This window comes from Labedella phragmitis (assembly GCF_004078635.1).
In the GTDB taxonomy this organism is placed as follows: domain Bacteria; phylum Actinomycetota; class Actinomycetes; order Actinomycetales; family Microbacteriaceae; genus Labedella; species Labedella phragmitis.
The window spans coordinates 43,912-56,920 of the sequence record NZ_RZNB01000001.1; the positions used below are offsets into that span (position 1 = coordinate 43,912).

The 13,009-nt window shown below is 69.2% G+C and carries 13 protein-coding genes and 1 pseudogene; 7 read left to right on the forward strand and 7 right to left on the reverse strand.

Going from position 1 to position 13,009, the window contains the following annotated elements; genetic code table 11:
- Positions 1 to 99: 99 nt before the first annotated feature.
- Positions 100 to 366, reverse strand: a complete 267-nt coding sequence (locus tag ELQ90_RS00210; RefSeq protein ID WP_128493271.1) for a hypothetical protein — start codon at positions 364 to 366, stop codon at positions 100 to 102.
- Positions 367 to 715: 349 nt separating this feature from the next.
- Between ELQ90_RS00210 and ELQ90_RS00215 the strand changes: the two genes are divergently transcribed.
- The 3 genes and pseudogenes from ELQ90_RS00215 (at position 716) to ELQ90_RS00225 (ending at position 2,904) form a co-directional block, all read left to right on the forward strand.
- Positions 716 to 1,798, forward strand: coding sequence for a fatty acid desaturase family protein (locus ELQ90_RS00215; protein ID WP_128493272.1), 1,083 nt, complete (start codon positions 716 to 718; stop codon positions 1,796 to 1,798).
- Positions 1,799 to 1,920: 122 nt separating this feature from the next.
- A pseudogene (locus tag ELQ90_RS00220) lies at positions 1,921 to 2,213 on the forward strand (DUF4287 domain-containing protein).
- Positions 2,214 to 2,292: 79 nt separating this feature from the next.
- Entirely contained in the window at positions 2,293 to 2,904 is a 612-nt protein-coding gene (locus ELQ90_RS00225; protein ID WP_128493273.1) for a J domain-containing protein, read from the forward strand.
- 36 nt (positions 2,905 to 2,940) lie between these two features.
- On the opposite strand, the gene ELQ90_RS00230 is transcribed toward ELQ90_RS00225, so the two are convergent.
- Both ELQ90_RS00230 and ELQ90_RS00235 read right to left on the reverse strand, forming a co-directional pair.
- Positions 2,941 to 4,119, reverse strand: coding sequence for an RtcB family protein (locus ELQ90_RS00230; RefSeq protein ID WP_128493274.1), 1,179 nt, complete (start codon positions 4,117 to 4,119; stop codon positions 2,941 to 2,943).
- Between the two features lie 353 nt (positions 4,120 to 4,472).
- Positions 4,473 to 5,282, reverse strand: a complete 810-nt coding sequence (locus tag ELQ90_RS00235; RefSeq protein ID WP_128493275.1) for a hypothetical protein — start codon at positions 5,280 to 5,282, stop codon at positions 4,473 to 4,475.
- Positions 5,283 to 5,405: 123 nt separating this feature from the next.
- Between ELQ90_RS00235 and ELQ90_RS00240 the strand changes: the two genes are divergently transcribed.
- Positions 5,406 to 5,846: a hypothetical protein gene (locus ELQ90_RS00240; RefSeq protein ID WP_128493276.1), complete on the forward strand. Its 441-nt coding sequence runs from the start codon at positions 5,406 to 5,408 to the stop codon at positions 5,844 to 5,846.
- Positions 5,847 to 5,855: 9 nt separating this feature from the next.
- Here ELQ90_RS00240 and ELQ90_RS00245 read toward each other — a convergent pair whose 3' ends face one another.
- A complete protein-coding gene (locus ELQ90_RS00245; protein WP_243695936.1) occupies positions 5,856 to 6,398 on the reverse strand; it encodes a TetR/AcrR family transcriptional regulator in 543 nt (180 codons plus the stop codon).
- A 126-nt stretch (positions 6,399 to 6,524) separates the two neighbouring features.
- Between ELQ90_RS00245 and ELQ90_RS00250 the strand changes: the two genes are divergently transcribed.
- The 3 genes from ELQ90_RS00250 to ELQ90_RS00260 are packed head-to-tail and all read left to right on the forward strand — an operon-like array spanning position 6,525 to position 8,872.
- A complete protein-coding gene (locus ELQ90_RS00250; RefSeq protein ID WP_128493278.1) occupies positions 6,525 to 7,085 on the forward strand; it encodes a hypothetical protein in 561 nt (186 codons plus the stop codon).
- Positions 7,082 to 8,509 (forward strand): dihydrolipoyl dehydrogenase family protein, encoded by a 1,428-nt coding sequence (locus ELQ90_RS00255; protein ID WP_128493279.1) that lies wholly within the window; start codon positions 7,082 to 7,084, stop codon positions 8,507 to 8,509. Before ELQ90_RS00250 ends, ELQ90_RS00255 begins: the two co-directional genes overlap by 4 nt.
- Before the next feature lie 60 nt (positions 8,510 to 8,569).
- Positions 8,570 to 8,872, forward strand: a complete 303-nt coding sequence (locus ELQ90_RS00260; RefSeq protein ID WP_128493280.1) for an EthD domain-containing protein — start codon at positions 8,570 to 8,572, stop codon at positions 8,870 to 8,872.
- 27 nt (positions 8,873 to 8,899) lie between these two features.
- On the opposite strand, the gene ELQ90_RS00265 is transcribed toward ELQ90_RS00260, so the two are convergent.
- Genes ELQ90_RS00265 through ELQ90_RS00275 form a run of 3 tightly spaced genes read right to left on the reverse strand, consistent with a single transcriptional unit; the run spans position 8,900 to position 12,935 of the window.
- Positions 8,900 to 11,107: a glycoside hydrolase family 2 protein gene (locus ELQ90_RS00265; RefSeq protein ID WP_128493281.1), complete on the reverse strand. Its 2,208-nt coding sequence runs from the start codon at positions 11,105 to 11,107 to the stop codon at positions 8,900 to 8,902.
- A 5-nt stretch (positions 11,108 to 11,112) separates the two neighbouring features.
- Positions 11,113 to 12,054 (reverse strand): carbohydrate ABC transporter permease, encoded by a 942-nt coding sequence (locus ELQ90_RS00270; protein WP_128493282.1) that lies wholly within the window; start codon positions 12,052 to 12,054, stop codon positions 11,113 to 11,115.
- Positions 12,055 to 12,056: 2 nt separating this feature from the next.
- Positions 12,057 to 12,935: a carbohydrate ABC transporter permease gene (locus ELQ90_RS00275; protein WP_128493283.1), complete on the reverse strand. Its 879-nt coding sequence runs from the start codon at positions 12,933 to 12,935 to the stop codon at positions 12,057 to 12,059.
- Positions 12,936 to 13,009 lie beyond the last annotated feature (74 nt).

Sequence of the window (13,009 nt, forward strand, 5' to 3'; positions counted from 1 at the left end):
CTCGAAGAAGTCGGTGATCCGATGGGCCTCGACGGAGGCTGATGCCGACGTCGTCCTCCCTCGCCGCGTCACCGTCGACGAACGGGTTCGGCGAACCCGTCACCGTTCGGCGGCGAAAACCGCGAGGTCGAACTGGGCCACCGCCATGTCGGCCGTCTCCACCCCCGGGTCTTCTTCCCCCTCGTCGTCGATGGGGACATACCGGACCTCGTGACGGTCGCCGAGGAATGTGATGACGAGAGCGATAGCCGATTCACTCCCGTTCAGCGCGCCCTCGCTTCTCACCGCGGTGACGTAAGCGATCGCCGCCAGATTGATCGAGGCCAGACGCCCGGTCTGGGCCTCCCGGAGCAAGATCGTTGGCATAGCCGGCTCTCCTATTCGTCGGTCTGTGGCCGCTCGGTCGACGGCGTCGGTCCCCTCCGGACCGACGCCGCACGCCTGAGGAGCAAGCAGCTGCACGGCGGATAGTGGGAGCATAGGACGCCGCAGACGCCTTCGCGTAGGGCCTGTGGTCCCGCCGGTTGATGCTCTAGAGCGGTTGCGGCACGGCCGCACTGACGATCCGTCGTCTGGTCGGCGACCACCCCCGGAGGCGGGCCAGCGCACACCGACGCCGTCATCGCAAGGTCTACCGACCATGATCCTGCGAGGCGTGTACTGGAATCCTTTCTCCCCCAGACCCCGGGAGTTCTTCACATGGCAGGGGTGCGAGATGACGGATGCGGTGATCCGGACAACCGGGCGCGAGCGGGGCTCGCGCGGAGTGAGCGACTACACGGCGCTCGCCGAGCAGATCCGCTCGGCCGGGCTCCTCCGTCGGCGATACGGGTACTACTGGGCCAAACTCATCGGGCTGCCGCTCGTGGTGGTCGCGGCGCTCGTGGCGTTCACCTGGATCGGTGACTCCTGGTGGCAGCTCGGCACGGCCGCGGTCTTCGGCGTCTTGTTCGCGCAGGTCGCATTCCTCGGTCACGACGCCGCGCACAAGCAGATTTTCGTCTCCGGCCGTGCGAACGACTGGGCGAGTCTCATCGTGGGCGATCTGATCGTCGGCATGAGTTACGGCTGGTGGCGGCACAAGCACTCCCGCCACCACGCGAATCCGAACAAGCTCGGCGCCGACCCGGACATCGATCTCCCCGTCATCGCGGTGACGCCCGATCGCGCGCGTCGGGGCCGCAACCCGGTGACCCGATGGATCATGGCGCACCAGGGCGCGTTCTTCTTCCCGATCCTGCTGCTCGAGGGCGTCTCGCTGCACGCATCGAGCGTGCGGCGCGTGTTGGCCCGCGAGCCCGTGGAACACCGCTGGTGGGAGATCGCGATGCTCACGGTCCGGCTGATCGGGTTCCCCCTGCTCGTCTTCCTCGTGCTGTCGCCGGGCATCGCGGCGGCGTTCCTCGCCGTGCAGCTCGGCGTCTTCGGCTTCTACATGGGAGCCTCGTTCGCCCCCAACCACAAGGGCATGCCGATCGTGCCGAAGAACGCTCGCCTCGACTTCCTCCGCCGCCAGGCGAGCACGAGCCGGAACATCCGCGGCGGCCGCCTCATCGACATCGCGATGGGCGGGCTGAACTACCAGATCGAGCATCACCTGTTCCCGTCGATGCCGCGGCCGCACCTGCGCCGCGCGGCCGCGATCGTGCAGGAGTACTGCCGATCACACGACGTGCCGTACATGTCGGTCGGGCTGTTCACGTCGTACGGGATCGTGATCCGCTACATCAACCGTGTCGGACTCGGCGAGCGCGACCCCTTCGAGTGCCCCCTCGTGGCGCAGCGTCAGATGGGGTGACCGACGCGGCCGTCGTGCCACGTGGACGGACGCTGCGCGCGGCGGCACGTCGCCCGTAGCATGACGATGGTCATGACCAGCGAACGTCCCGTCGCGCACGACGGGCGGTGAGGAGAAGGCCGATGTCCTTCCAGGCGTACCTCGACACGATCGAGAAGAAGACGGGGCTGACCCCGCGCGAGCTCATCGCGAAGGGCGCCGAGCGCGGCATCGCCGGGCCCGACACGAAGGCCGCGGCGGTGCTCGAGTGGCTCGCGGAGGACTACGGCCTCGGCGCGGCCACGCGATGGCGCTCTACAACGTGATCAAGAACGGACCGACGATCTCCGACAAGCATGTGGGCACCGTCGGCGCCCACAGCGACGCGTCGACCGACCTCTGGCTCGACGGCGCCGCCACGAATCCCCACCGCTGACCGCGGGGCTGACGCGAGCGCCTCTGCGCCGGTTCCGCCACCCTCCCCATCCGGGCGTGATCGGACGTAGCCTGACGAGGTGAGCCCTGAACGCGCTGCGGAGGTGCTCGGCATCGACGTCGATGCGTCGCCCCATGAGGTGACGAACGCTTTCGCGGCGCGCGCTCGTCGCACGCATCCCGACGTCGAGGGCGGAAGTGCGGAAGCGTTCCGTGAGGCTGTCGAGGCGCGCAACGTCCTGCTCTCCCGGACGAGTGCCGGGACGACGGTCCCGGACGGCTACATCGTGTTCGACGAGGAGCAGCCCGGACGTCCGAGTCCCGCAGACGAATTCCCGTACTGGGTGATCGTGCCTCGCGCGCCGAGCCCCGCTCTCATCGCGGTCGGTGGTGGGCTGCTTCTCATCGCGGCGTTCCTGTCCATCTACGACGTGCCGTACCCGTGGACTCTCGCCGAGCCGATCACCCGCTGGGTCGCGCTCATCGCCGCCGCGCTCGCCTTCGCGGTGACGGGTCGGCGCGGGTTCCTCGCCGTCATGGTCGTGCTCGTGATCGCGACCCTCGTCGTGAACGTCGCGATCACGACGATCGGCGGGCTGCTCGGCCTCTTCATCACGATGCCGGCGATCGTCGCGATCAATGCCGCGGGATTCGCGGCTCGGCGACGTCGCACCGCGAAGGCCGGTCCCTGAGCCTGTCGAAGGGTCGACGAGCTCAGGGACCGACGGTCAGTCGCCCTTCACGTTGACGAGCTGACGCAGCGTGTGCCGCACCGACACGAGGTCGGCCGCGTCGGCCATCACCCGGTCGATCGGCTTGTACGCCTGCGGGATCTCATCGAGGAACGCGTCGGTGTCACGGAACTCGATGCCCTGCATCGCCTCCCGCAACTGCTCCCGAGTGAACGTCTTCCGCGCCGCCGACCGCGAGTACTCCCGACCGGCGCCGTGCGGAGACGAGTTGAGGGACAGCGGGTTCCCGAGCCCCTCGACGACGTACGACGCGGTGCCCATCGATCCGGGGATGAGCCCGGGCCGGCCCTCGTCCGCCTGGATCGCGCCCTTCCGCGACACCCACACCTGCTTCCCGAAGTGCCGCTCGCTCTCCGTGAAGTTGTGGTGGCAGTTGATGCGCTCCGCCTCGACGACGGGCTCCCCCATCCACCGGCTCACCTGGTCGGCGACGCGATCCATCATCTCCTCCCGGTTGAGCAGAGCGAACCGCTGAGCCCACCGCAGCTCGCGGATGTACCGGGTGAACTCGGGCTGTCCCTCCGCGAGGTATGCGAGGTCCGGGTGCGGCAGGTCGATCCACAACTGCTTCGCGAGCCGCTGGGCGACTTTGATGTGGTGCTGGGCGATCCTGTTGCCGATCCCCCGACTGCCCGAGTGCAGGAACATCCACACCGCGTCCGTCTCATCGACCGAGACCTCGATGAAGTGGTTGCCGCTCCCGAGGGAGCCCAGCTGGTTCCGCCACGCCTTCACGTAGGAGCCGGGATCGAAGCCGGCCTCCTCGGCGAGCGCCTCCAGCTCGGCGATGCGCGGCTGCGCCGTCTCCGTGATCCGCTTGTTGTCGCGGCCCGCCGAGAGCGGGACCGAGCGCTCGATCTGCTCGCGGAGCCCCGAGAGCGCACCGCCGTTACGCGCGAGCAGCTCGTCCTTCGTGAACTGCGTGCGCACGGCGATCATGCCGCAGCCGATGTCGACGCCGACGGCCGCCGGCATGATGGCGCCGAGCGTGGGGATGACGGACCCGACCGTCGCGCCGAGGCCCAGGTGGGCGTCCGGCATGAGCGCGATGTGCGGGTGGATGAACGGCATCTGCGACGAGGTGCGTGCCTGCTCGACGGTCTTGTCGTCGATGAGGCTCGCCCACGACAGCAGCCGCGAGGAGATCTTCTCCATGTCCTTTCTTTCCTTCGTGTCGTGCGGACCGGCGAGCGGCCGGTCCGCGGGAGAGCAACCCGTCCGGGTGCAGTCTCCCCACCTCACGACGAAGAGAAAAGCCCCGGACCTGTGCGGTTCGGGGCTGTACAGACGCGATGCGTCTAGTGGGCCTCGACCGGAGGGAACGACGAGCAGCGCTCATCGAGCTGCTTCAGCTGAAGCAATTCGGCGAACGGCAGGTCACGCTGGTTGCGCTGCGGGGTGCAGAGCTCGCTCATCGTGATCGTTCCTCTCGGGTGGCATGCCGCGCGAGTGCGCAGCCTTGAGACGTTAGCGGTTCGCGCATGCGGACGTCAACAGCGGTGTACCGATCAGTGCGGGCTCGAGCGGGCCTCGTCGCTCGCGAGCGCGGACTCCGGCGCACAGCCGAGTTCACCCGGCTGCAGCTTCACGGGTGCGATCGCCTTCTGCTCGGTCACTCCACCGACGCGCGCAACCAGGACGCATTCGTTCTCGTCGCCGATGGCGACGCCGACGTCACCGCCGTTCACCACCACTCGAGGCGGGGCGTTCTCGACGGGAAGCCAGGACGTGGAGCCGGAGGCGTTGAAGAGCGCGGAGATGGCCTCGCTGATCAGCGGGGGCTCTCCCGGCTCGCCGGGAAGCTGCTGCAACACCTCGATGGCGGCCTCGGCCGCGTTCGATGCGGGGACGATCCGGGTCTCCTTCCCGTCGTCGGTCTCCAGGTCGACCGCTGGGATCGGCCCCTCGGTCGGGCAGGGATACTCGTGCAGGTAGCTGTAGTGGGCGAAGTCGCCACGCGGGCCCCAGAAGTCGAAATCGACGCTGTAACACGCGTAGAGCTGCTCGCCCGTCGCCGCCCCCATGAACTCGGCCCGCGGGACGCCGACCTGGTAGTACAACGTCCCGATCACGTCTCCGCGCTTCGCCCCCTCGACGACGTCGACGTCGATGAGGGTTCCGCCGCGGTTCACCCGTGAGGCCGCGAGGGCGAAGTCGTCCATGTCGTCGGAGGTCGTGACGGGGATCGCGCGGACGCCGAGGTGCACGACCTCCCTCGTCCCCTCGGTCCCCGGACCCACCGAACAACCGGCGAGCAGGAGCACGGAAGCCGCTGCAGTGGCCGCGACACTGCCCACCGTCGCCATTCGAGCTGTCATGGTCGCGACTCTAGCGACGCCCGCATACCGCTCGGCAGATGCACTCCGGATCATCCGCCGGGGTGACGACCGAACGACGTCGGGCGGACGCGGTCCGGTCGGCCCGCGGGGGACTCTTGAGGCATGAACACCACACCCCGATGCACCGTCGCCACTCTCGCTCTGACCCTGATCGCCGTCACCGCACTCACCGGCTGCAGTGCCGTGAGCACCATCCTTCAGAAGGAGAAGACCGGCGAGTACGCCGACGTCACCGCGCTCGAGGACTGGGACGGGAACGCGCCATGGGTGCCGTCGGACGCGACCGACATCCGCACGCACGAGTCGACGGATGGGAAGGTCGCGGTCCTTCTGCTCGACAGTGCCGCGGACCTCGACGCCGCCCTGTGCACCGAGGTCGATCGGGAATCCGCACCCGCCTTCTCGATCGAGGGAGCGCCGAACGTCTTCAAGACCGATCGCGTGTTCGCGTGCGGCGACTGGACCGTGGCACCGACGAAGGACGGCTGGTACGGCTGGACGCCGAACGACCCCGACGAGAAGAAGCAGTCGCCGACCGCTTAGCCCCGGCGATCAGGCGCGAGTGAGGGCACGGCAGCTGCGGAGGAACGACGCGGCGAGAGTGTCGCGGTCGTCGAGGTACCCCGCCACCATCGCACCGTCGCGGATCAGCATGAGGTCGTCTGCGACGGCTGCCGGGTCCTCGAGCTGCAGCGGTGCGACGATCTCGGCGAACGCCGACTTGCACCAGGCGCGGTGCTCGTCGACCGTCTGACGCACCGCGCTCTCCGGGTCCGGGTACTCGGCGGCCGCGTTGATGAACGGGCAGCCCCGGAACCCGGGCTCGCACGCCATCGTCCCGAGCGCCTCCGAGATGAGCTGGAAGGCCCGGTCCGCGTCGCCGTCCGCGTGCTCGATCGCCGCAGAGATACCCTCGCGCTCGAGCTGTGCGCGGCGGTCGAGGTGGGCGACGACGAGATCGTCCTTGCTCTTGAAGTGCCGGTAGAACGTGACCTTCGTGGTACCCGCCCGCTCGATCACCTTCTCGACGCTCACAGCTCGGAGACCCTCGGCGTAGAAGAGCTCGGTCGCCGCCTCGATCAACTGTTCCCGCATCGACACCTTCACGGCCCCGATCATAAGCGCCTCCTGTCGGTCTTGTGCATCGCGCGGCTCGACGCTATCGTCGAGCCGTGTAGAGTGACTAGTCATTCTACCTCGATCACACAGACAGGAACATCCATGACCGACACCCTCTCCGGACGGCGGCCCATCGCCGTCGCCCTCCGCAACCTCTACGTCACACGCTTCGGCTTCGCGATCGTGTGGGCGATTCTCGTCGCCGTCACCGCGTCGACGCTCAACCCGCTGAGCATCGCGCTCCTCGTCCTCTATCCCGTGTTCGACCTCCTCGCCGCCGTCATCGACTACCGCACGTCGCGCGCCACCCGCCCGACGCCCTTGCTCTACGTGAACATGGCGCTCAGTCTGCTCGCGGCCATCGGCCTCACGCTCGCGGTCACCTCCGGCCTGGCCGCGGTCCTCGTGGTGTGGGGCGCCTGGGCGATCACCGCTGGAGCCGTCCAGCTCGTCGTCGGCATCACGCGCCGGTCGCTCGGCGGGCAGTGGCCGATGATCCTGAGCGGAGGCATCTCGGTCTTCGCGGGCTCGGGCTTCATCCTGATGTCGAGCGGCCCGTCGGCGTCGCTCGCGAGCCTCGCCGGATACGCGACGCTCGGCGGCATCTTCTTCCTGATCTCCGCCCTCCGGCTGAACCGCTCTGCGAAGGCGGCCACCCGATGAGCGAGTACGACGTCATCGTCATCGGCGCCGGCCCGGTCGGAGAGAACGTCGCGGATCGGGTCGTCCGGGGCGGGCTCACCGCCGCCATCGTCGAGTCCGAGCTCGTGGGAGGCGAGTGCTCCTACTGGGCGTGCATGCCGACGAAGGCGCTCCTCCGCGACGCGGCCGCGCTGCGCGCCGCTCGACGCCTTCCGGGTGCCGCCGCCGCGATCACCGGCGGGCTCGACCCCGCCGCCGTCTTCGCCCGCCGCGATCGCTTCGCCTCGAACTGGCAGGACGACGGTCAGGTGGGCTGGCTCGACCAGGTCGGGATCTCCCTCGTCCGAGGTCACGGTCGCATCACCGGACGGAAGACGGTCACCGTGACGGCCGGCGACGGCGCGACGGTCGAGCTCACCGCCCGCCACGCCGTCGTGGTCGCGACCGGCACGAGCGCCATCGTCCCGGCCATCCCGGGTCTCGCGGATGCTGAACCCTGGACGAGCCGCGAGGCGGTCTCGACCAGCCGGGTTCCGGACCGGCTCGTCATCGTCGGCGGCGGTGTCGTCGGCATGGAGATGGCGACGGCCTTCAGCGCGCTCGGGTCCACCGTGACCGTGGTCGCGCGGGACGGCGTCCTCCCGAACGTGGAGCCCTATGCGGCCGACCACGTCGTCGCCTCGCTCCGGCAGGACGGCGTCGAGGTCCTCGTGGGCGACGGCCCGTCGGCCGTCAGCCGCGACGGCGTCGTGCACGTCTCCTTCACCGACGGCCGCTCTCTCGAGGCCGACGAGATCCTCGTCGCGACGGGCCGGCGCCCGAACAGCGACGACATCGGTCTCGACCAGGTGGGACTCACGCCGGGCGACTGGCTCACGGTGGACGACACGCTCCGTGTGCTGGGCGCTGACGGCCGACCGGTCGACGACGGCTGGCTCTACGCGGCCGGCGACGTCAACCACCGCGCGCTCCTCACCCATCAGGGCAAGTACCAGGCGCGCGCCGTCGGCGACGTCGTCGTCGCGCGCGCGACAGGTGCGCCCGTGGACGACCGCCCGTGGGGTCGCCACACACCGACCGCAGACCACCGCGCCGTCCCCCAGGTCATCTTCACCGACCCCGAGATCGCGTCGGTCGGGCACACCGTCGCCAGTGCCGAGCGTGCCGGGCTCCGCGTGCGCGTGATCGAGTACGACCTCGCGGCGGTCGCCGGCGCCTCGCTCCACGCCGACGGCTACGCGGGACGCGCGAGCATGCTGATCGACGAGGAGGGCGACCGCATCGTCGGCTTCACCGCCGTCGGGCCCGACGTCGCGGAACTGCTGCACGCCGCCACCATCGCGATCACCGCGGAGGTCCCGCTCGAGCGGCTCTGGCACGCCGTTCCCGCGTACCCGACGGTCAGTGAGGTGTGGCTGCGGCTCCTCGAGACCGCCGGGCTCTGAACGCTTCGCCTCGGGCCGCACGTCCCACGACAGCACCACACAGACGAGAAGGAGACAACCATGTCAACCAAAATCACGTTCATCATCGACAACCCGGCGGAACCCGACGCGTTCGAGTCCGCCTACCCGGAGATCGCCGCCCTCGCGGATCGGCTCCCCGCTCTCCGGCGACGCGAGTCCGCGAAGGTTTGGCCGAAGGAGGACGGCACGCCGACTCCGGCGCACCGCACCCTCGACCTCTATTTCGACTCCTATGAGGAGGCTTCGGCAGCGGTCGCCACCCCTGAGGCTGGCGAGTTCATCGGAAAGCTTCTCGGCACGGGCACGTCGTTCACAGGCCTCTTCTCCGACATCGAGGACTGACCGCGGCGGGTTCCCCGCGCCACGCCCTCAGGCGTCGGCGGACGTGGCGCGCGCCGCGTTGGCAGGAGACGCGCGCCACGCGTCGGTCGGGCGCTCCTCCCGGGCACCCCGTCTGTTGGGCTCCTCGACGGGAGCGGCGTCGACGAACGAACGAGCGGCCACGTGGCCGTCGTCGTCGACCAGCCAGAGCAGCAGCCGAGCGGGTCCCTCGGGAGCTGCGACTCTCACGGACGCCGACTCGCTCACGACGAACGGGGCGACCTCGAGCCGATCCGACGAGACGCTCGGCAGGTCGGGGTGTCCGCCCTCGTCGTGCGGCACCGACCGGAACGGTCGCCCGGCAGACACCCACGCCGCGTGGATCCGACCACCGATGGCGGAGCGACCGTGGTGGGAGACGGCCACGGAGAGCGTCAGCTCGGACTCGGGGACGGGGATGTCAGCACCGGCCCGCGCGGGGATCAGGTCGACGATGAGGACCGTGTCGGCGTTCGCGTCCGCGGGGTCGAGCCCACCCCAATCCTTGGGGCGCCGATGCGTGTCGAGCAGGCCAGCGCTCTCGTGCTCGACATCGGCGAGCTCGGTGTAGACGTAGCCGGCGAAGCGATCGTGACGCCGCAGCTCCTGCGTCTGCCAGCGCACGTGCCAGGCGCGTTCGAGACTCGTGAAGCCCTCACCGTATTCGCTGTTGAGGATCGGGACGCCATCGCGCGGATGATCGACCGAGCCGTAGAGGCTCTTGTCCACGATGAAGTCCGGTCCGAGCTTCACCGGGAAGTCGTGCCGCTCGCCCGAGGCCAGCTCGGCCACGTTCCGGGCCCACGTCGCGGGATCCGGCTCGTAGTAGTGCCAGTCGACGAGGTCGGTGCGCACGTGCGACCACCCGGAGTTCTCCACGATCGGGCGCGAGCGGTCGAGGGCGGCGAGCGCGTCGTAGGCGGTGACCGACGCCGCGGTACGCTCGGCGCTGCCCGGGATGTCCCAGTCCAGTCCCCACTCCTCGTTGTAGAGACCCCAGATGACGATCGACGGGTGATTCCCGTCGCGCTCGACCATCGGCTCGATCTGCGCCTCGAACGCCGTAGCGGCCTCGGGGCTGAAGCGGCTCGGGCACGCGGGCTCCGCCCACACCAGCATGCCCATCTCGTCCGCGGCGTGGAGCCAACGCGGCTCCTCGAACTTGAGGTGCTTGCGCACCAGGGTGAAGCCGAGATCCCGAGCGAGCCGGAGGTCGGCGAGCAGTGCCTCGTCGTCCGGGGCGGTGAGACCGGTCTCCGGCCAATAGCCCTGGTCGAGCACCCCGCGCACGTAGAGCCGCTCGTCGTTGAGGAACAGCTGCTCGCCGCGCACCTCGATCGTCCGCAGTCCCGTCGTCGCGACGACGCGGTCGGCTCCGTCACCGGTGCCCGCGACGACCTCGACACGGTAGAGGTGCGGGTCGTCGGGCGACCACGACCGAGGGGAGGCGAGCTCGATGCGGCCGAGGGCGTTCCCCTTCTCGTCCGCCACCAGCTCGATGCGTTCGCGCTCGACCGACCCGGCGACGACGGTCGCGACCACGGGGCTCCCGGCCGGCGCGTCGCCGGCGAGCTGCACGGCGACGTCGATGCCGGTTCGCGAGTCGCCCCGCAGCTCGACGGCTCGTGCGTACGTCGCACCGCGGGCCTCCAACCACACGCTCTGCCAGATGCCGGACGTCGGGGTGAAGGAGACGCCGTCGTAGTCGTCGCGCGGGATCGACCGCTGCTTGCCGTGCACGATCGAGCGCTTGTCGGCTGGCGCCTCGACCTCGACGACGAGCTCGGACTCGACACCCGGGCGGACGTGCTCGGTGACGTCGAACTCGAAGGAGGTGTAACCACCGACGTGCTCGCCCACCACGCCGCCGTCGATGCGCACGAGGGCGCGGTGCCAGACCGCTCCGAAGCACAGCACGACGCGAGAGCCCTGCCAGTCCTCGGGCACCGCGATCGAGCGGCGGTACGCCGCCGCCTCGAGCCACGTGCGCCCGACGCCCGACGCCGGGGTCTCCCATGCGAACGGGACGAGGATCGTCGTCTCGCCGTCGATGCTCGAGAAGCCCCACTCGCCGTTGAGGCTGAGCCAGCGCTCGGACCGGTCGAGGTCGGGCCGCGGGTACTCGGGCTTCGGCAGGGTCGCCGTGGGGAGCGCCTCCGCATCGGTCGTCGGCGAGGTCGCGTCGGTCGTCGACGTCGGTTCGGTCGTCAGTGTCATGGATGTCAGCCCTTCACGCTTCCAGCGAGGATTCCGTTGATGAAGTGCCGCTGCAGTGCGATGAAGAGCACGAGCAACGGGATGAGTGCGATGGAGCTCGCAGCGAGCAGCTCCCCGGTGACGGTCGCGTAGTCCGCGCCGATCCGGTTGCCGGTGATGTTCTGTGCGAGCGTCGAGAGCACGACTTGGAGGGTCGCCATACGGTCGGAACTCGCGGCGACGACCGGCCACACGAAGTCGTTGTAGATGTTCATGATCGTGAGCACCGCGAGACCGGCGAGGCCGGGTCGGATGACGGGCAGCACGACGCGCCAGAAGATTCCGAACTCGCCGCAACCGTCCACCCGTGCCGCGTCGAGCAGCTCGTCGGGGACGGCCGCGATGACCTGCCGCATCCAGAAGATCGCGAACGCGTCGACCGACCCCGGCAGGATGAGCGCCTGGTACGTGTTGACCCAGCCGAACTGCTTCATCTCGAGCAGCAGCGGGATGATGAGCACGATCGTCGGCAGCATGAGCGTCACGAGCACCGCCCCGAAGATCAGGTTCTTCCCGATGAACTCGTACTTGGCGAAGGCGTAAGCGGCGAGCGGCGCGAAGAAGAGCGTGATGGCGCCCTTGAACACGAGCACGATGCCCGTGTTGAGGAAGCCCGAGGCGATCGGTACGTCCTCGAACATCGCGATGTAGTTGTCGAGCGTGAAGCGCGACGGGTCGAAGGCGAGCGGCGACGAGATGATGTCGTTCGCCGGTTTGAACGCCGAGAGCAGCGCCCACACGACCGGTGCGAGGAAACCCACGAGCAGGAGCGCGAGGAACACGTGCGACGTGATCGCCGGGCGGGAGCGACGCGGGCGGCGCGGCGACCCGCCGCTGGCGGCCGTGTCGTCGCGCGGGACGCTGTCGGCGTCGTCCGTGCCGGGAACCGTGAGAGTCGAGGCGGTCATGGTCAGTCCTTCGCTCTCAGCAGCCGCACGAACGCGAGCGACAGCACCATCACGAGGATCACGAGGAGGAACGAGTTCGCCGCTCCCGTGCCGAGATCGGCTCGCGTGATGTGGTTGTAGAGGTAGTAGCCCGCGGTCGTCGTGGACCCGTACGGCCCGCCCTGCGTCACGACGAAGGGCTCCGCGAACATCTGGAAGACGGCGAGCGTCTGCAGCACGACGGCGAACATGATCGTGCGCCGCAGGAGCGGGACCGTGATGCTCCAGAGCTGCCGGATCCGGCCGGCCCCGTCGAGCCCGGCGGCCTCGTAGACGTTCGCGTCGATCGACTGCAGTCCTGAGAGCAGGATGAGCACGATGAAGCCGGTCGTCTTCCAGACGAAGAGCAGCGCGAGCGTCGGTTTCGCCCACTCGCTCGTCGTGAGCCAGCCGACGTCGGGCACCCCGACGAGGCCGAGCAGTCCGTTCACGGCGCCGTAGTCCTGGTCGAAGACGACGACCCAGATCTGGGCGATCGCGACGAGCGGCGTGACGAACGGCACGACGAACGCGACGCGGTACACGCTCCGCAGTTTGAGCTTCGCGTTGTCGAGCAGGACAGCGGCGAGCAGCGCGATCACGAGCTGTGCCGGGATGATGAGCAACCACAGCACGGCCGAATTGCCGATGGAGCTCCAGAAGCCCGGATTGCCGAGGAGGTAGAGGTAGTTGTCCCATCCGACCCACTCCGCGGCACCCGAACCGCGCCAGTTCGTGAAGCTCAGTCGCGCCGTGAAGAAGAGCGGGTAGACGCTGAAGGCGAGGAAGACGGCGACGAACGGTGCGACGAAGAGGTACGGCGCGAGGCGGCGCCGAGTTCTCGCTGCCGTGAGGACTGCCATGTCCTCTCCCTTCTGGAGGTGTCGGGTGGATCGTGCGGTGATCGAACTGAGGAGCGGGACCGGCGCGGTCGCCG